An 18733-nucleotide genomic window follows, 5' to 3' on the forward strand; every position below is an offset into this window, starting at 1 on the left:
TGCACCAAAGAGGATCATTAATTCTCTTTCTCAATTGACAATCATTATCATTCAACATAATTTGTCGCTCGATGTGTAAGACGAATCTGAAATTTCTGTCGTCCTACTAACCCTTTTGCAGCAAGGTGATTTCCATGACGGAACAAGTATCCACAAGCAGGTGCGATTCACCGCTACTCCAGGCCTTTGTCGACAACCGCCTGATCCTGGTCAAAATCGCGGCGCGCATTACCGGCTGCCGCTCCCGCGCCGAAGACGTGGTGCAGGACGCTTTCTTCCGGCTGCAATCGGCGCCGCAGATCACGTCGTCGTTCAAGGCGCAGTTGAGCTATCTGTTCCAGATCGTGCGCAACCTGGCGATCGACCACTATCGCAAGCAGGCGCTGGAGCAGAAGTATTCGGGCACTGAAGAAGAGGGCCTGAATGTGGTCGTGCAGGGAGCTTCGCCGGAAACCTCACACATCAACTTCTCGACCCTGGAACACATTGCCGATGCGCTGACGGAACTGCCGAGCCGCACCCGTTATGCGTTCGAGATGTATCGCCTGCATGGCGTGCCGCAAAAGGACATCGCCAAGGAACTCGGGGTCTCGCCGACACTGGTGAATTTCATGATTCGCGATGCGCTGGTGCACTGCCGCAAAGTCTCGGGCAACCGCGCCGACACCTACGCCCGTCACTGATCCGCGCCTCTGCTCGCGATAGCCACCCGTGCGCCACGGCGCTACCGCGAACACGCTCCTCCCCGCCCGACTTCCCCGATGGCCCGACGATGCTCGACGCCAGGCCCCTGCGCCAGAATCAGCAAGGCCGCGCGCTTGTGGGAAAAATCGAAGGGTCTCTGGCAATGCAGGCAACGCTCCCGCTGATCGGGCTCATGGCCAGCGACCTCGGCAAACGCCGGCTCGTTCGGCCCGTGGTCGAGGCATAACGAATGCACCAGGGCCGATAACCAGCCGGCCATCCACTCGTCCCGCCGCCCCTCTTGCCCACGCAAGGCTTGCAGCACCTCGCTGCCCGCAGGCGGCGGCGTGCCAGGCGCGCGATTGGCACTGGTGGTTTCAAGGCCGGCGAGCCGCACCGCTTGCAGGCCACCGGTATCGGCGACGCAACGGCAGGTATCGGCAACAGCCACAACGGACAGCGTATCGAGAGAGGACATGGCACGGGCTCAGCGTCATCGGTGTTCAACCAAGTGACGTGAGCCGCAGAGAGAAATTTAGGCGGGCCGGCTTCACTTGGCCGGTGGCATGACCACGATGCGGTAGGGATCGAAGATCTTCAGCAATTCACCACTGTCGCGCAGGCGCCCCAGCAACTTGGCGAAGTCTTCGCCGCTGATCGGCGCCATGGGGCGAATCAGCGCGTAGTGGTGGTAGACCTGATCGATCCGCTCCGAGGCGAACAACTGCTGCGCCGTGTCGGTATTGTGCGAGAGGAAATCACTGAGGTAGGAACGGGTTACCAGCGCAATGTCGGCACGACCACGCAACACCATCAGCAGGTTGCTGTCGTGGGAATAGGTCAGGGTCGCGTTGTAGGTGTCGGCCAGGTACTTGGGGTCGGCATTGAAGTTGGCGAACGCGTAGTGGTAACCGCTGAACAGGGCCAGGCGCTTGCCCTTGAGGTCGGCGAAATATTCCTGGCCACGGCCGGGTTCGCGCTGGGCGGTGAAGATCTCGGCATCTTCCAGGCCCATGTCGACGCTGGTGTGGGGAATGTTCTGCCAGCCCCAGGCCGGGTTCTCGAAAATCGCCATGTCGACGCGGCTTTGCTCGAAATCGCGAAAACGCCGGGGAATCGAGGTCGGCACCAGTACGAATTGGTAGTCGCTCTGCAGCGCGTTCAGGGCCTCTACCAGTTGCGGCAGCAGCCCGGTGTCGGCGCCCTGCTCGGGGCGCACGGTATAAGGGGGAAAATGCGCCGCGCCGACTCGCACCAACTGCGCGGCGCAGACCGGAAAAACCGTCAGGGTGGCCAGGACCCACATCAGCACTCGCAAAGCCGTCCGCATTGGCGAAGACATCAGGCAACTTACCTCAAGAAAGGAAACAGGGCAGTGCCATTAAAGCTAGGCGGTTTCCTTCGCTTCGACAACTTTCCACTGAGTAATTAATTACTTGCGCCTAGGGCTCGTTGAGCACCAGGGTCAGCGCTTCTTCGGCCAGTTGTTCGAGGGTCAGGCTGCCGTCGGCGCGGAACCAGGTGGTGGTCCAGGACAGGGCCCCGGTGAGAAAACGCCGGGTAATGAACACATCACCCTTGATCAAGCCGGCATCCTTGGCCTCGCCCAGCACCTGCGACCAGATCTGCTCATAAATGTCGCGCAGCGCCAGCACGTCGGCCTGGCCCTGGGCCGACAACGAGCGCCATTCGTAGACCAGCACCGCCATGGCCTCGCCGCTGCCGCCCATGATCGACTGCAACTCGCAGCGGATCAGCGCCAGCACCCGCTCGCGCACGCTGCTGGCTTCGGCCAGTTCGGCGCGCATCAGGGCGGTGTTGTAGTGGATGGTTTCCTCCATCACCGCGCGCAGGATGTCGTCCTTGCTCTTGAAGTGATGAAAGATGCTGCCGGACTGGATGCCCACCGCGCCGGCCAGGTCGCGCACCGTGGTGCGCTCGTAACCTTTATTGCGAAACAGGTGGGCCGCGGTTTGCAGCAGCTTGCCGCGGGCGCTGTCCGGATCGGTCAGTTGCCCGTTGGCGACCAGCTGGCGCATCACCAGCAAGGCTTTTTGCTCGTCCACGGCCTTTCTCCTACATTCGCTCGATCGTTATGCGGCGCAGCCCGCTGAAACAGGGAGCTTGCGCGCGCAATTTAAGCTCGTGGGGACGACCAAGCAAGCGCTTGGGAATAAGATATTTCCGACGTTTACAAACCAAGCGCTTGCTTGGTAGTCTCGATCCCGTTCTGTCATCGCGCCTTTCATCGAGTCTTTTATCGAGAGCACCCCTGCCATGACCAAGACCCTTCGCATCGGCTGTGCCAGCGCCTTCTGGGGCGACACCTCGAGCGCCGCCGCGCAACTGGTGCAGGGCGGCCGCCTGGATTACCTGGTGTTCGACTACCTGGCCGAGATCACCCTGTCGATCATGGCCGGCGCCCGGATGAAGGACCCCACTGCCGGATACGCCACGGATTTCGTCGAGGTCTTGAGCCCGCTGCTGGGCGAGATCGCCCGGCAAAACATCCGGGTCATCAGCAACGCCGGCGGGGTCAACCCGCAAGCCTGCGCCGCGGCCCTGCAAGCGGCCTGCGACCAGGCCGGCATTGCCCTGAAAATCGCCGTGCTGCTGGGCGACGACCTGCAACCCCAATTCAAGCAACTGAGCGGCAGCGGCATTCATGAAATGTTCAGCGGCGCGCCGTTGCCCCCCATATGCGTGTCCACCAACGCCTACCTCGGCGCCCCCGGGATAGTCGAAGCCTTGAAGCTGGGTGCCGATATCGTCATCACCGGTCGCGGGGTCGACAGCGCAGTGGTCAGCGCCGCGCTGGTGCATGAGTTCGGCTGGTCCTGGCACGACTACGACAAACTGGCCCAGGCCGCCCTCGCCGGGCACATCATCGAATGTGGCGCGCAGTGCACCGGCGGCAACTTCACTGACTGGCGCGACGTACCGGACTACGAACACATCGGTTTCCCCATAGTCGAGGTCGGCGCCGACGGCCAATTCGTGGTCAGCAAGCCCGAAGGTTCTGGCGGCCTGGTCACGCCGCTGACTGTCGGCGAACAGCTGTTATATGAGATCGGCGACCCGCGGGCCTATCTGCTGCCCGACGTGGTCTGCGACTTCACCCAGGTCAAGCTGCGCCAACAGGGCAAGAATGCGGTCAGCGTGCACGGCGCCAAGGGCCTGCCGCCAACCGGCCAGTACAAGGTCAGCGCCACCTACCCGGACGGTTTCCGCTGCACCGCCAGTTGCCTGATCGCCGGCATCGACGCAGTGGCCAAGGCGCGCCGGGTCAGCCAGGCGATCATCGACAAGACCGCGGAAATGTTCGGCCAGCGCGGCTGGGCGCCCTACAGCGAGGTCAATATCGAACTGCTCGGCAGCGAAGCCACCTATGGTCCCCACGGCCAGCGCCAGGACAGCCGCGAAGTGGTGATCAAGCTCGCCGTGCGCCATCCGGACAAGCGTGCGCTGGTGCTGTTTTCCCGGGAGATCGCCCAGGCCGCCACGGGCATGGCCCCGGGCCTGACCGGCATCGTCGGCGGCCGACCCACGGTCTATCCGCTGATCCGCCTGTTCTCGTTCCTGATCGACAAGAGCGCCTGCACCCTGGAGGTCGAGATGGCCGGCCAGCGCCACCGGGTCGAGCTGTCCGAGCTCGACAGCCTCGACTCCAGTGCCCTGCCCGCGCCCCATGCCGTGGCCAGCCCCCTGGGCCGTGCCGATGCCAGCGTGGCGCTGGTCAAGCTGGCGGTGGCGCGCTCCGGAGACAAGGGCAACCACAGCAATATCGGGGTCATGGCCCGCGCGCCCGAATACCTGCCGTGGATCGCCGAAGCCTTGACCCCCGCAGTCGTAGTGGACTGGATGAGCCATGTGCTGGACCCGATCCACGGCCGGGTCCAGCGCTGGTACCTGCCAGGCAGCCACAGCCTGAACTTCCTGCTGGAGAACGCCCTCGGTGGCGGCGGTGTCGCCAGCCTGCGCATCGACCCGCAAGGCAAGGCCTTCGCCCAGCAGTTGCTGGAAATCCAGATCCCGGTGCCGCAGAGCATCGCTGACGCCGTCAACTAGAGGATGCCTGCCGTGACTTACGACTCGATTTTCAAACCCGACCTGTTCGCCGGCCAGACCATAGTCGTCACCGGCGGCGGCAGCGGCATCGGGCGCTGCACCGCCCACGAACTGGCGGCCCTTGGCGCCCGTGTGCTGCTGGTGGGGCGCAAGGCGGACAAGCTGCACCAGGTCGCCGCGGAGATTGCCGAAGACGGCGGCCAGGCCAGCGGCCATGCCTGCGACATTCGCGACGAAGAAGCGGTCAAGGCCCTGGTCAGTGAACTGATCCGTAAACACGGGCCGCTGCATGGCCTGGTCAACAATGCCGGCGGGCAGTACCCCTCGCCCCTGGCCTCGATCAATCAGAAAGGTTTTGAAACCGTGCTGCGCACCAACCTGGTGGGCGGTTTTCTCATGGCCCGGGAAGTCTTCAACCAGTCCATGAGCAAGCACGGCGGCAGCATCGTCAACATGCTCGCCGACATGTGGGGCGGCATGCCCGGCATGGGCCATTCCGGCGCCGCCCGTTCGGGGATGGACAACTTCACCAAGACCGCCGCGTTCGAATGGGGCCATGCCGGAGTGCGGGTCAACGCCGTGGCGCCGGGCTGGATCGCCTCCAGCGGCATGGACACCTACGAAGGCGCGTTCAAGGCGGTGATCCCGACCCTGCGCGAACACGTACCGCTCAAGCGCATCGGTACCGAGTCGGAAGTCAGCGCCGCCATCGTCTTCCTGCTCAGCCCGGCGGCGGCCTTCATCAGCGGCAGCACCTTGCGCATCGACGGCGCCGCCAGCCTCGGCAGCCGCGCCTGGCCGTTGCACAAGGCCTCCCATAGCCAGTCCTACAACGGCTTTCACCGCGCTTATCTGCCCGACGTGCTCAAGGATCAGGAGTAAGCCATGCCGGTTATTCAGTCCCAACTCGCCCCCCACAGCCCGCAGTTCCTGCAGAACCGCGAAGCGATGCTGGCCAGCCTGGCGCAGATCCGCCAACTGGAACAGAACCTGCTGGCCAAGGCTGCCGAGGCCAAGGCGAAATTCGAAAAGCGCGGGCAACTGCTGCCCCGCGAACGCCTCAACCTGCTGCTGGACCCCGGCGCGCCCTTTCTCGAACTGGCGAGCCTGGCCGGCTACAAGCTGCACGACGACAAGGACGGTAGCCAGGCCGGTGGCGGGCTGATCGCCGGCATCGGTTACGTCAGCGGCGTGCGGGTGCTGGTGGTGGCCAACAACAGTGCGATCAAGGGCGGCACCATCTCCCCCAGCGGCCTGAAAAAATCCCTGCGCCTGCAACAGATCGCCATGGAAAACAAACTGCCGGTGGTGACCCTGGCCGAAAGCGGCGGCGCCAACCTCAATTACGCGGCGGAGATCTTCGTCGAAGGCGCGCGCAGTTTCGCCAATCAGGCGCGCATGTCGGCCATGGGCCTGCCGCAGATCACCGTGGTGCACGGCTCGGCCACCGCTGGCGGGGCCTACCAGCCCGGGCTGTCGGATTACGTGGTGGTGGTGCGCGGCAAGGCCAAGCTATTTCTCGCCGGCCCGCCCCTGCTCAAGGCCGCCACCGGCGAGGTGGCCACCGATGAAGAACTGGGTGGCGCCGAGATGCATGCGCAGGTGGCCGGCACCGCCGAGTACCTGGCGGAAAACGACGGCGACGGCGTGCGCATCGTGCGGGAAATTCTCGACGCCCTGCCGTGGAATGCCCGGCTGCCGCTGCAGCCTCAGCGCGCCTACGCGGAACCGCTGTACCCGATCGACGAGCTGCTGGGGCTGATTCCCGACGACCCGAAAAAGCCTTACGACGCCCGGGAAATCATCGCGCGCATCGCCGACGGTTCGAACTTCCTCGAGTTCAAGGGCGAGTTCGACCAGCAGACCCTCTGCGGCCATTTGCAGATCCAGGGGCGCCCTTGCGGCTTTATCGGCAATAACGGGCCGATCACCCCGAAAGGCGCGAGCAAGGCCGCGCAGTTCATTCAGTTGTGCGACCAGAGTGGCACCCCGCTGCTGTTTTTCCACAACACCACCGGTTTCATGGTCGGCACCGAGTCGGAGCAGCAAGGCGTGATCAAGCACGGTTCCAAGCTGATCCAGGCGGTGGCCAATGCCCGGGTGCCGAAGCTGACGATCGTGGTCGGCGGCTCCTACGGCGCCGGCAACTACGCCATGTGCGGCCGCGGCCTGGACCCGCGTTTCATCTTCGCCTGGCCCAACAGCCGCACCGCGGTGATGGGTGGCGCCCAGGCCGGCAAGGTGCTGCGCATCGTCACCGAGGCCAAGCATGCCAAGCAGGGCCAGGCGGCCGATCCGCAGATGCTGGATATGCTGGAACAGGTCACCGCGCAGAAACTCGACAGCCAGTCCACCGCCTTGTATGGCAGTGCCAACCTGTGGGACGACGGGCTGATCGACCCACGGGATACCCGCACCCTGCTGGGTTATCTGCTGGATATCTGCCACGAGGCCGAGGTGCGTCAGCTACAACCCAACAGCTTCGGCGTCGCACGGTTCTGATGTAGCCGCTGCCGCAGGCTGCGATCGGCCCGAAGGGGACGTGCTCTTGAGGCCCTCGAAGGCCCTTCGGGCCTTATCGCAGCCTTCGGCAGCGGCTACAGGGGTCACCAGGTTCGGCAATTGCGTCACTCAACTTGAGGAGAACAATAAAAATGATCTTCACCCAGGAACATGAAGAACTGCGGCGCACGGTGCGCAACTTTGTCGAGCGCGAGATCAACCCGTATGTCGAGGAATGGGAAAAGGCCGGGCGCTTTCCGATCCACGAGATTTTCCGCAAGGCCGGCGAGTTGGGCCTGCTGGGCATCTCCAAGCCGGAGAAGTTCGGCGGCATGGGCCTGGACTACAGCTATTCGATAGTCGCCGCCGAAGAGTTCGGCACCATTCATTGCGGCGGCATCCCAATGTCCATCGGCGTGCAGACCGACATGTGCACTCCGGCCCTGGCGCGCTTCGGCTCCGACGAGCTGCGCGAGGAGTTCCTGCGCCCGGCCATCACCGGAGAAATGGTCGGCTGCATCGGCGTCTCCGAAGTCGGTGCCGGCTCCGACGTGGCCGGGCTCAAGACCACCGCGCGCAAGGATGGCGACGACTATGTGATCAACGGCAGCAAGATGTGGATCACCAACTCCCCCAGCGCCGACTTCATCTGCCTGCTGGCCAACACCTCGGACGACAAGCCCCACGTCAACAAATCGCTGATCATGGTGCCGATGAACAGCCCCGGCATCAGCCTCAGCCCGCACCTGGACAAGCTCGGCATGCGCAGTTCGGAAACCGCCCAGGTGTTTTTCGACAACGTGCGCGTGCCCCAGCGTTATCGCATCGGCCACGAAGGTGCCGGCTTCATGATGCAGATGCTGCAGTTCCAGGAAGAACGGCTGTTCGGCGCGGCCAACATGATCAAGGGCCTGGAGTACTGCGTCGACAGCACCATCGAGTACTGCAAGGAACGCAAGACCTTCGGCAGCGCGCTGATCGACAACCAGGTGATCCACTTCCGCCTGGCCGAGCTGTCCACCGAAATCGAATGCCTGCGGGCCCTGGTGTACCAGGCCACCGAGCAATACGTGCGGGGCCAGGATGTCACCCGCCTGGCGTCCATGGCCAAGCTCAAGGCCGGGCGCCTGGGCCGCGAAGTCAGCGACAGCTGCCTGCAATACTGGGGCGGCATGGGCTTCATGTGGGACAACCCGGTGGCCCGCGCCTACCGCGATGTGCGCCTGGTCTCGATCGGCGGCGGCGCCGACGAAATCATGCTGGGCATCATCTGCAAACTCATGGGCATCCTGCCGGGGAAAAGAAAATGAGCCGCCTGCCCGCCTGCGAAACCCTGCTGCTGGCGCCCCGCGGCGGCGTCTTGCACATCACTCTCGATCGCCCGGACAGCCGCAACGCCATGAGCCTGCAAATGGTCGCCGAACTGCGCGCGGTGCTGGCGGCGGTACGCGATGACCGCGGCATTCGCGCCCTGGTCCTGAGGGGCGCCGGCGGGCACTTCTGCGCGGGTGGCGACCTGAAAGACATGACCAGTGCCCGCGCCCAGGGCGCCAGCGCCTATCAGGAACTGAACCGGGCGTTCGGCACGCTGCTCGAAGAAGCCCAGCACAACCCGCAGGTGCTGATTGTATTGCTGCAAGGCGCGGTGCTGGGTGGCGGCTTCGGCCTGGCCTGTGTCAGCGATATCGCCATCGCCGATCATCAGGCGCAGTTCGGCATGCCGGAAACCAGCCTCGGCCTGTTGCCGGCGCAAATCGCTCCGTTCGTGGTCAAGCGCATCGGCCTGACCCAGGCCCGCCGGCTGGCGCTGACTGCCGCGCGCTTTGACGGCCACGAGGCCAAGCGGTTGGGCCTGGTGCATTTTGTCGAAAACAGCCCGCAGGCCCTGGCCGAACGCCTCGATGAGGTGCTGGCCCATGTGCTGTGCTGCGCGCCCGAAGCCAATGCCGCGACCAAGGCCCTGTTGCTGGCCAGCGATGAAGAGCCGCTGGCGCCCCTGCTCGATCGCGCGGCGGAACAGTTCGCCGCCGCCGTCACCGGTGCCGAAGGCATCGAGGGGACCATGGCCTTTGTGCAAAAACGCAAACCGGCGTGGGCGTCCGAACCCCATCGCGAGCAGACACCACCGACTTCAGGAACCTGACCCATGTCCGCCTTCAGCAAAATCCTGATCGCCAACCGTGGCGAAATCGCCTGCCGCATCCAGCGCACCGCCCAAGCCCTGGGTTATCGCACCGTGGCGGTGTTCAGCGACGCCGACGCCGATGCGCTGCATGTGCGGATGGCCGACGAGGCGGTGCACATCGGCCCGGCGGCGGTCCAGCAGTCCTACCTGAACAGCCAGGCAATCCTCGACGCGGCCCGGCGCACCGGCGCCGATGCGCTGCATCCCGGCTACGGCTTTCTTTCGGAGAACGCCGAATTCGCCAGCGCCTGCGAGGCAGCCGGCATCACCTTTATCGGCCCCAGCGCCGAGGCCATCGAACTGATGGGCAGCAAGCGCCTGTCCAAGCTGGCGATGCTCGCGGCGGGGGTGCCCTGCATCGCTGGTTATCAGGGCGCGGAACAGGACGATACGACCCTGCAACAGGAAGCCGAACGCATCGGCTACCCGCTGATGATCAAGGCCAGCGCCGGTGGCGGCGGGCGCGGCATGCGCCTGGTGCAACGGGCCGATGAGTTGCTGGCACAGGTGCGCACCGCTCGTTCTGAGGCGCTGCACGCCTTTGGCAGCGACGAGCTGATTCTGGAACAGGCGCTGATTGAGCCGCGGCATGTGGAAATCCAGGTGTTCGGCGACCGCCACGGCCAGTTGATCTACCTCGGCGAGCGCGATTGCTCGATCCAGCGTCGTCATCAGAAAGTCGTCGAGGAAGCGCCCTGCCCGGTGATGACCGCCGAGCTGCGCCAGGCCATGGGTGAAGCCGCCCTCAAGGCGGGCCGTGCGGTGAACTATGTCGGCGCCGGCACCGTGGAGTTTCTCCTCGATGCGCGGGGGCAGTTCTTTTTTCTGGAAATGAACACCCGGCTGCAGGTCGAACACCCGGTCACTGAAATGATCACCGGCCTGGACCTGGTGGCCCTGCAACTGCAGGTGGCGGCCGGTCAACCGCTGCCGCTGCGCCAGGAGCAGGTCGAACTCAAGGGCCATGCCATCGAAGTGCGGCTGTATACCGAGGACCCGGCGCAGGATTTCCTGCCGCAAACCGGGCAGGTGCGGCGCTGGGAACCGGCGCTGGGCGCCGATGTGCGTATCGACCACGGCCTGCTGGAAGGCCAGAGCGTCAGCCCCTTCTATGACCCGATGCTGGGCAAGCTCATCGCCCACGGCGCCACCCGCGAAGAGGCGCGCCGCAAGCTGTTGCGCGCGGTCGAAGACACAGTGCTGACGGGCGTGGCGAGCAACCAGAAACTGCTGGCGAACCTGCTTCGCCATCCCGGCTTTGCCAGCGGCGAATTCAGCACCGCCTTTATCGCCGAACATTTCGCCGACGATCCAAGCCTGCGGCCCCAGCCGCCGAGCGGCGCCGAACTGGCCCTGGCCGCGGCGTTGTTTTTTCAGCACGCGGCCCGGCGCCACGGCGCGGCGCTGGCCGGCTGGCGCAACAACGCCAGCGTGCCTCTGCACTATCGCCTGGGCTCGGGTGAAGCTGTGTGGAACCTTGAACTGAATAACCAGGAGCCCGGAACTCTGCTGATTCAACAGGCCGACGAAGGCTTCGAGGTACAGCTGCTGGAAGCGGATGGCCGTTGGGCCTGGGCGACCATCGACGGTATCCGCCGCCGCTACGCCTACACCCTGGAAGCCGGGCAGCTCTGGCTGTTTACCCGCCCTGGCAGCCTGCACCTTCAAGACCTAAGCCACGCACCGGTGGCCAGCCAGGCCGGCGTCCACAGCGGCATGCTCAAGGCGCCCATGGACGGCGCCATAGTCGACGTACTGGTCAGCGAGGGCGCGACCGTCAGCAAGGGCCAGCTGCTGCTGGTGCTGGAGGCGATGAAGATGGAGCACCCGCTGAAAGCCGGGATCGATGGCGTGATCACGCGGCTGCAGGTCAACCTCGGCGACCAGGTGAAAAACCGCCAGGTTCTGCTGGAGGTGGAATAAGCCGCTAGGCGCAGACGTCGGGTTTGGCTACGCTCAAGCCTCATCGGGATGTTGAAGCTGGAGCCTGTGATGCCCCACTGGTTGGTAATTGATCTGGAAGCCACCACGGACGAAGGAGGCTGGCCGGTGACCGACATGGAAATCATCGAGATCGGCGCCACCCTGGTGAACCGCGAAGGGCGTGAACTGGACCATTTCCAGCGCTTCGTGCGCCCGCTGCGGCGGCCGATGCTGACGCCGTTCTGCCGTGAACTGACCCACATCAGCCAGGCCCAGATCGACGGCGCCCAGCCGTTGAGCGAAGTCTGGCCGCTGTTCGAACGCTGGCTGGGCCAGCACCATGGGCGCCTGGAAGGCTGGGCCAGCTGGGGCGACTACGATCGCAAGCAGCTGCTGCAGGAATGGCAACGCTCGCAACTGCACAGCGCCCTCGCCCAACTGCCGCACATGAATCTCAAGCAACGCTTCGCCAAGGCGCGCCGCCTCGAACGACCGCTGGGCCTGAACGGCGCGCTGCAGCTCGCCGGGCTGCAGTTCACCGGCCAGCAGCATCGCGCCCTGGAAGATGCCCGCAATACGGCGCGTTTATTGCCTCTGATTCTTCCCGGCTGATCCGTCAGCGCAACAGGTGACGCATCTGAAGGCCTTGTGCATACTGGCCGGCCTTTTTGACCCCTTTTTGAGGAATCGCCCATGTTTAAAGTCAACGAGTACTTCGACGGCACTGTCAAGTCGATTGCCTTCGGCACGGCCGAAGGTCCAGCCACCATCGGCGTCATGGCTCCGGGCGAATACGAGTTCGGCACGGCTCAACGGGAAATCATGCACGTGGTTTCTGGCGCCCTGACCGTCAAGCTGCCTGACAGCAACGACTGGGAAACCTTCGCCGCCGGCAGCCAGTTCAACGTCCCGGCCAACAGCAAGTTCCAGCTGAAGGTGGCCGTCGACACCGCCTACCTGTGCGAATACCGCGGCTGATCCCTCCCTCGGGGACTGATTGTCGGTCATAAAAAATGCCCGTATCTCGCGATACGGGCATTTTTCGTTGCAGCGCTGCCGACGCTTTATTCCAGCACGGTGACCGGCATGCCGACTTCCAGGCGGCCGATGCCGTCGTTCACCAGGTTCTGCCCGAACATCGCCCCACCTTCTTGCGCCCGGTACTGCTGCAGCGTGGCCAGCGGTTCACGGTCGGCGCTGCGCTCACCGGTCTGCGGATCGATGGTGGTGAGGATGCAACGCGCACAAGGCTTGACCACCCGAAACTCGATATCGCCGATGCGGATGCGCTTCCAGCCGTCCTCGGCGAATGCCGGGAAGCCTTCGATCACCAGGTTGGGACGAAAGCGCAGCATCTCTAGGGGACGACCGACGCGACTGGACAGATCCTCCCGGGAAGACTCGCCAATCAGCAACAGCGGAAAACCGTCGGCAAAGGCCACCTGATCGTCATCCTTGCCGTAACCGGCCTGAGTGGTGCGCGCTCGGTCCAGGGGCACCTGTACCAGGCGGGTCGGCTTGCCGATGAACTCGCTCAGCCAGGCATGGGCCTCGTCGCCGGCATCCGGCACGCGCAGGGTATCGCGCCAGATGGTCACGCCACGCAACGGGGCATCCGCACCAGGCAGTGGCACATCGAGGGCTGGGTAGCCGGGAGCACTGAGGGTCAGCCCACCCTCGGCGTTCCACAGCGCCGAAAGCTGGCTCATGTGCGGGACCGCGCGTTGGGTCAGGAAGCGTCCGCTGGGTTCATCGACCAGCATCCAGCGTCGATCTCCCTCCAGCCCCAGCCTGTCCAACGCGACCTGTTGCAGGGACTCGCCCTTGCCGGACTTCAGAGGGTATCGATAAAGCGCGCTGAGACGCATGGCCAGCTCCCGGGTGGCAAAAAAAGCAACCTTATACGAGCCGGCCCACGAATCAAAGAAGCACCTGCCGCGCAGGCGTCGCTCCGGCCACTGCTCCCGTCAGGCGGGAACTTCGTCCAGCATCAGGCGCTGGCGCACCACGTCGACCAGTTTGTCCGGCTGGAACTTGGACAGGAAGTTGTCGCAACCGACCTTCTTCACCATCGACTCGTTGAAGCTGCCGGACAGGGAGGTATGCAGCACCACGTAAAGGCCGCGCAGGCGCGGATCGTTGCGGATCTCGGTGGTCAGGCGATAGCCGTCCATTTCCGGCATTTCGGCGTCGGTGAACACCATCAGCAGCTTGTCGGTCATGTCGACCCCGGTATCGGCCCAGGCCTTGAGCATCTTCAGAGCCTTCAGGCCGTCGCTGGCAATGTGCATCTTCACCCCCAGCTGGCCCAGGGTGTCGCGCAATTGCGACAGCGCCACGTTGGAGTCGTCCACCAGCAGCACTTCACGACCACGGGCACGTTCGAGCACCGGGTCGTCGAGCTTGTCGCGCGAGACCTTGGCGTTGTACGGAACGATTTCGGCCAGGACCTTTTCCACGTCGATGATCTCGACCAGTTGATCGTCGACCTTGCTGATCGCCGTCAGGTAATGCTGGCGCCCGGCACTGGTCGGCGGTGGCAGGATGGCTTCCCAGTTCATGTTGACGATGCGGTCGACGCCTCCCACCAGGAAGGCCTGCACCGAGCGGTTGTACTCGGTGACGATGATGGTGCTGTTGGGTCCCGGCACCAGCGGCCGCATGCCGATCGCCTGAGACAGGTCGATGACCGGCAGCGTCTGCCCCCGCAGGTTGACCACGCCACAGACGAACGGATGGCGCTGGGGCATCAGCGTCAGCTTCGGCAATTGCAGGACTTCCTGCACCTTGAACACGTTGATCGCGAACAACTGTCGCCCGGCCAGACGGAACATGAGGATTTCCAGGCGATTCTCACCCACCAGTTGCGTGCGTTGATCTACCGTGTCGAGAATGCCGGCCATGTAATGACTCCTGGGCTTGTTCTGATGAATTCACTAACGAGGGTTATCGGCGCAATTCGCCGAATCTTGACCCGCGTACAAAATGCCACGCAAAGGCATTGATGTCACATTAACATCATGCTTTACTGGCTTCGCGATTTCACCCGAACAATCTCCCCGCCGCGACCTCTATTTCAGCGCTTGGTTCCCCTCTATAAGGGAATCCCCTATCGGCAATCAGGACCAACCTGATATTCGCAATATCCAATAGCCATTAATGTGACGCCATTCTCATTGCATGAATGGAGTCAGGCTTTTGTTTGTGATCGCAGGAAGATGGGCTGGTGCCCTTTCGAGCCCCCCCGCCTCCGCTGTCCAAGCGTGGTCGATAGACCGTGCCCGACGGTCTGCCACCTGCCGACTAAACATCAGCACTGCGCCTTCGTCCATTAAGAACCAATCAGAATCGTCTTATATCCCACGGCATAACCGGCGTAATACCTTACAGCCGCTCACAAAACGGACCATTCCATCATCTGACGTGGCGTCGTGGAGACAAGCATGCTGATCGACGATAAAGAGTGGCACCAGTCACCCGACTTTCTGCTTGAGGCAGAAGCACTATTGGCCAAGTCGGTTGAGTGCCTGAACCATCTCAACCTGATCAAGAACGATCGGGACGCCATCGATTGCATGCTGTCCACTCTGCTCAAACTTGCCGAGAAAACCGACGCGCTGGCGCTGCGCAGCACCGCCGAGTTCTCGCGCCAGGTCCATGCGTTGCTGGATCATCCCCACCCTCATCCGGACATGAACGAGCAGATCCTCGACACCCTCGGGGAGTGCTTCAGCCTGATGGCCTGGCAGCTTGAACTCGTCGATCCGGTGACCGGGCAGTTGAACCTCGACGGCAACGAACAGGCCACCCTCATCGAATCCCTCGCCGTGCAAGTCGACCCTCTGCCCGCGTCCCTGTCCTGCCAACAAAATTCGTTTAACGTTTTTTCGATCGCCAAGAGAAACGCATAACCTGTCGTTAATCCCTAACTTCAGCTGTTAGATATGTTGTGACATTGACCCGCATCATGTCGTTATTCAATATTTCATGCCTGTTAGCGACAAAACAACTAACGCAACTAATAAAACCATTACTCAGAATCCCAGTGTCCTGAATCCCGCCTGCCCGTATGCGCAAGGCGGGATACAGCCACTGTTTCAGCGTGATCAGTTAAAAATCGGCAAATCGGAACATGCGTCCCAGAAGGCAATATTCCTGACCCTCTGGACATATATAGGGACGCGACCAACGGTAGCTAAAGCTGGTACTATGCCAACCACTAGACGATGTACTTAATGGCACTGTGACTTCAGATTGATCTTGTTACACGCCAGATCAGTGCAAGGCTTGCTCCCAACGAATAGATCGCGTTAATTGAAGCCGCATACTCAAACAATACCGTTTTCCAAACCGGGGCTCGTCAGTTGCCTTGACCGGTCTCCCCGCAGCGAACATTCATTGGCTCCATCCGCTATGTACGCCAGCCTCAAGTCAACTGCCACCAGGCTTCTCTCTCGAATAAACCTGCGCTGGCTCAACCTGTTGCTGTGCTCATGCTCGGCACTTGGAAGTCTGGCCATCTATTGCCTGTCGACTACCTTTCCCCTCAGCCTGCTGATCCTGAATCTGGCGGCCCTGGCCAGTGTCTGGGCCTATTACGGTGATTCGCGCAAATCGATCAAGTTCCAGCCTCAGGAGCTGGCGGACCGCTTGCTGGAAGTCCAGGAAAACGAGCGCCATCGCCTCAGTCGTGAATTGCATGATGATATTGGTCAGTTGCTGACTGCCGCCAAGCTGCAAAGCGAATGGCTCAAGCGCCGCCTGCCCGAAGATCTGCAACAGCATTGCACAACGCTTCAAAGCACATTGGAAGAAACCCTGGCCAAGGTGCGCGATGTATCGGCCATTCTCAATCCTCGACAATTGGCCAGCCTGGGCCTGGAAGCCAGCCTGCGGGCCCACTTGCTCAAGACCCTGGAAAACACTTCCGTGCACTGGAGCCTGGAATGCAAGCAACGCCTGGCAGGCATCCCCGAGGAGATGGCGGTGGCCGCCTTTCGCATCACCCAGGAAGCCGTCACCAACATACTGCGCCACGCCCAGGCGGATAACCTGCTGGTGCGCCTGCAACGCCTGCCCGAGGGGCTTTCGCTGTTTATCAGCGACGATGGCCGTGGTTTTTCCCCGGCGGCCAATCCTGGCGCACAAGGACAACGCGGCATGGCGGGCATGGCGGAAAGGATCGCGCAACTGGGTGGCACCCTGAAGGTTTCCAGCCAGCCCGACCAGGGTACACAAATCGAAGCACTCTTCCCCTGGGCGCCTCGCGCACTCGAACGGGCCAGTACGAATAAGGTTTTACATTGACCTGCAACTTACTTCTGGTGGATGACCACTCGCTCATCAGGGCTGGCGTGCGTGCCCTGGTCATGGACATTCCTGGCTATGCCGTGATCGGCGAAGCCAACGATGGCGCACAAGTACTGGAAATGGTCGAAAGGCTGTCGCCAGACATTATCCTGCTGGATATTTCCATGAAGGATGTCAGCGGCCTTGAAGCCCTGAAGAAACTCAAGGTGGTGCACCCGCAGAGCAAGGTACTGATTCTCTCGATGCACACCGATCCGGCGCTGATCATGCAGGCCCTGGAGTCAGGGGCTCATGGCTATCTGCTCAAGGACACCACCGCCAACGAACTCGAGCACGCGCTCGAGGCCTTGCGCAACAACGAACGTTATCTCAGCCCGGCCATTGCCCATACGGTGATCAACCAGGCACTGATCCGCGTGCAGAAACCTCATCCAGAACCCGTTGAAACCCATAACCTGACCGCACGCCAGCTGGAGATCCTGCGCCTGATCGTTCGCGGCAAATCGACCCGCGAAATCGCTCACGGGCTGGGCCTGAGCATCAAGACCGTGGAAACCCATCGCTCGCAGATCATGAAACGCCTGCAGATCTATGACGTGGCCGGCCTGGTCCTGTTTGCCGTCCGCGAACAGATCATCAGCCTCGACGATTAAGGCGCCGAAGCCCCCAACAGCGGGGAGTCTTCCGGCAAATGCACCCGCAATGCCCCTGGGAGCGCGCGAAAACGCAGGCTTTCGCCTTGCAGGGGCTCACCGTCGAGATTGATATCCAGCCCCTCGGACACCTTGATTTCCACCCAGGGCAGGCGCGTACGCACAAACAGGTTGTCGATCCCCCAGCCACCGGCCAGCAGGTCCTTTAAGGTGCCTACCAGCTCCTGGGGGGCCGGCAGGATACTGACATCCAGTAACCCATCATCGGCCATCGCCTCAGGGCACAGCAGATGACCACCACCGGCCTGGCGCCCGTTGCCGATCCCCAGGGCCAGCAGGTCACCGCGCCAATGGAAATCCGGCCCCTGCAGCTCGCCGTAGGCCGCATGCAGTTCGTTGAAACGGGACAAACCGGTGAACAGATAAGCGGCGCCGCCCAGAATCTTTTTCAGGTCCTCAGAGGTATTGGCCGTCACCTGGCTGCCGAACCCACCCGTGGCCATATTGAGAAATACCTGGCCACCGACCTCGCCGAGATCGATCGTCCGTGCCGGCACGTCGAGCAGGTTCAGTGCCTCATGGGGCAGCAACGACACGCCGGCCGCCCGCGCAAAATCATTGGCCGTCCCCAGCGGCAGCAACACCAGACTGGCATCGTTGGCCTGCGCCGCCATGGCCTCGGCGATATCCCGCAAGGTGCCGTCACCGCCTCCCGCGATCAGACGCGTATAACCGACCGCGAGGGCTTCATCCACCAGGCGCTGGGCATCGCCCGCTTCCCAGGTCAGGCGGACCGCCAGCTCCCAACCCTCTTCACGCTTGCGCTCGACAGCGGCGCGGACTTCTTCGTTGAGGGCCTGCTTGCCGTGCAGTATCAGCATCGCCTTGCGCTCGCTCATCGCTCATCACTCCTGTCATTCGAGGACCATTGAAGGATGTTGACCCCCGGTCCATGAGAAAAAGTTCGACCGAGTTGTAATCAATTTGTCCCCATCAGGCCGCCTGCCCACTGACCGGTAACTTTTCTGACCGCAGATTGAGAATCACCTGAATTGACCCGAAACAGACAATCGGAGAATGTTCATGGCAGGCGAACGACGCCTCAAACAGGGAAGCGAAACACATGGATGACAAGAAATGCTTTGAACGCTCGAGCTCCGCGCTCAACCGGCTGGAAGGGAGCATCCTGCTCGGCACAGGCAAACACCCGGAACTGAGTGTCCATCAGGTGCATAGCCGTGACCGTGAGCCTAAGCCCGACAGCAAGCTTCACGCCTTGCTCAAAAAACTCGCGTGGGTATTGGCCTATGCCGGGTTTCTATCGGCACTGCTGTCCTGGGGACTGAACAGCCGCTTTGGCTTGCTGATCCTTTTACTGCTGCGGTGATGGGCAGGGCTCTGGAGGATG

19 protein-coding genes are annotated in these 18733 nt (G+C 62.6%); 13 read left to right on the forward strand and 6 right to left on the reverse strand.

Annotated elements, in window-relative coordinates; all coding sequences use genetic code 11:
* Positions 1-134 precede the first annotated feature (134 nt).
* Positions 135-683: an RNA polymerase factor sigma-70 gene (locus tag C4K38_RS22450; protein WP_007922891.1), complete on the forward strand. Its 549-nt coding sequence runs from the start codon at positions 135-137 to the stop codon at positions 681-683.
* A 41-nt stretch (positions 684-724) separates the two neighbouring features.
* On the opposite strand, the gene C4K38_RS22455 is transcribed toward C4K38_RS22450, so the two are convergent.
* The 3 genes from C4K38_RS22455 to C4K38_RS22465 form a co-directional block, all read right to left on the reverse strand.
* Complete coding sequence (locus C4K38_RS22455) at positions 725-1162, reverse strand: hypothetical protein (protein WP_053280267.1); 438 nt, start codon at positions 1160-1162, stop codon at positions 725-727.
* A gap of 72 nt (positions 1163-1234) precedes the next feature.
* Positions 1235-2026, reverse strand: a complete 792-nt coding sequence (locus C4K38_RS22460) for a substrate-binding periplasmic protein (RefSeq protein ID WP_053280268.1) — start codon at positions 2024-2026, stop codon at positions 1235-1237.
* Positions 2027-2126: 100 nt separating this feature from the next.
* Positions 2127-2750, reverse strand: coding sequence for a TetR/AcrR family transcriptional regulator (locus tag C4K38_RS22465; protein WP_053280269.1), 624 nt, complete (start codon positions 2748-2750; stop codon positions 2127-2129).
* Positions 2751-2961: 211 nt separating this feature from the next.
* Between C4K38_RS22465 and C4K38_RS22470 the strand changes: the two genes are divergently transcribed.
* From C4K38_RS22470 to ppnP, 8 genes are all read left to right on the forward strand, one after another.
* Positions 2962-4752 carry an acyclic terpene utilization AtuA family protein gene (locus C4K38_RS22470; RefSeq protein ID WP_053280270.1) on the forward strand — a complete coding sequence of 597 codons (1791 nt, stop codon included), beginning with the start codon at positions 2962-2964 and terminating at the stop codon, positions 4750-4752.
* A 12-nt stretch (positions 4753-4764) separates the two neighbouring features.
* Complete coding sequence (locus tag C4K38_RS22475; protein WP_053280271.1) at positions 4765-5634, forward strand: SDR family oxidoreductase; 870 nt, start codon at positions 4765-4767, stop codon at positions 5632-5634.
* A 3-nt stretch (positions 5635-5637) separates the two neighbouring features.
* Entirely contained in the window at positions 5638-7254 is a 1617-nt protein-coding gene (gene atuC, locus C4K38_RS22480; protein WP_053280272.1) for a geranyl-CoA carboxylase subunit beta, read from the forward strand.
* 152 nt (positions 7255-7406) lie between these two features.
* Complete coding sequence (atuD, locus tag C4K38_RS22485; protein WP_053280273.1) at positions 7407-8564, forward strand: citronellyl-CoA dehydrogenase; 1158 nt, start codon at positions 7407-7409, stop codon at positions 8562-8564.
* Entirely contained in the window at positions 8561-9397 is an 837-nt protein-coding gene (locus C4K38_RS22490; RefSeq protein WP_053280274.1) for an enoyl-CoA hydratase/isomerase family protein, read from the forward strand. The genes atuD and C4K38_RS22490 overlap by 4 nt, the downstream gene beginning before the upstream one ends.
* Before the next feature lie 3 nt (positions 9398-9400).
* A complete protein-coding gene (locus C4K38_RS22495; RefSeq protein ID WP_053280275.1) occupies positions 9401-11362 on the forward strand; it encodes an acetyl/propionyl/methylcrotonyl-CoA carboxylase subunit alpha in 1962 nt (653 codons plus the stop codon).
* A gap of 69 nt (positions 11363-11431) precedes the next feature.
* Positions 11432-11974: a 3'-5' exonuclease gene (locus C4K38_RS22500; RefSeq protein WP_025805442.1), complete on the forward strand. Its 543-nt coding sequence runs from the start codon at positions 11432-11434 to the stop codon at positions 11972-11974.
* 81 nt (positions 11975-12055) lie between these two features.
* A complete protein-coding gene (gene ppnP / locus C4K38_RS22505) occupies positions 12056-12340 on the forward strand; it encodes a pyrimidine/purine nucleoside phosphorylase (RefSeq protein WP_007930001.1) in 285 nt (94 codons plus the stop codon).
* 86 nt (positions 12341-12426) lie between these two features.
* On the opposite strand, the gene C4K38_RS22510 is transcribed toward ppnP, so the two are convergent.
* Together C4K38_RS22510 and C4K38_RS22515 are read right to left on the reverse strand one after the other, a co-directional pair.
* Positions 12427-13230, reverse strand: coding sequence for an MOSC domain-containing protein (locus C4K38_RS22510; protein WP_053280276.1), 804 nt, complete (start codon positions 13228-13230; stop codon positions 12427-12429).
* A 99-nt stretch (positions 13231-13329) separates the two neighbouring features.
* On the reverse strand, positions 13330-14265 hold the full coding sequence (locus tag C4K38_RS22515; RefSeq protein WP_009044919.1) for a chemotaxis protein CheV: 936 nt from the start codon (positions 14263-14265) through the stop codon (positions 13330-13332).
* 540 nt (positions 14266-14805) lie between these two features.
* Between C4K38_RS22515 and C4K38_RS22520 the strand changes: the two genes are divergently transcribed.
* The 3 genes from C4K38_RS22520 to C4K38_RS22530 all read left to right on the forward strand — a co-directional run bounded on the left by C4K38_RS22520 (position 14806) and on the right by C4K38_RS22530 (position 17325).
* The gene (locus C4K38_RS22520; RefSeq protein ID WP_053280277.1) at positions 14806-15273 is read left to right on the forward strand and encodes a hypothetical protein; all 468 of its coding nucleotides are present in this window, start codon (positions 14806-14808) and stop codon (positions 15271-15273) included.
* A gap of 502 nt (positions 15274-15775) precedes the next feature.
* On the forward strand, positions 15776-16669 hold the full coding sequence (locus C4K38_RS22525; RefSeq protein ID WP_053280278.1) for a sensor histidine kinase: 894 nt from the start codon (positions 15776-15778) through the stop codon (positions 16667-16669).
* Entirely contained in the window at positions 16666-17325 is a 660-nt protein-coding gene (locus C4K38_RS22530) for a response regulator (protein WP_025805446.1), read from the forward strand. Before C4K38_RS22525 ends, C4K38_RS22530 begins: the two co-directional genes overlap by 4 nt.
* Here the strand turns inward: C4K38_RS22530 and yegS are convergent.
* Positions 17322-18224 (reverse strand): lipid kinase YegS, encoded by a 903-nt coding sequence (gene yegS / locus C4K38_RS22535; protein WP_053280279.1) that lies wholly within the window; start codon positions 18222-18224, stop codon positions 17322-17324. The genes C4K38_RS22530 and yegS overlap by 4 nt on opposite strands.
* A 224-nt stretch (positions 18225-18448) precedes the next feature.
* Here yegS and C4K38_RS22540 point away from each other — a divergent pair, with 224 nt between their 5' ends.
* The gene (locus C4K38_RS22540) at positions 18449-18712 is read left to right on the forward strand and encodes a hypothetical protein (RefSeq protein WP_053280280.1); all 264 of its coding nucleotides are present in this window, start codon (positions 18449-18451) and stop codon (positions 18710-18712) included.
* The last annotated feature ends 21 nt before the right edge of the window (positions 18713-18733 follow it).

Source organism: Pseudomonas chlororaphis subsp. piscium (assembly GCF_003850345.1).
Taxonomy (GTDB): Bacteria; Pseudomonadota; Gammaproteobacteria; order Pseudomonadales; family Pseudomonadaceae; genus Aquipseudomonas; species Aquipseudomonas piscium.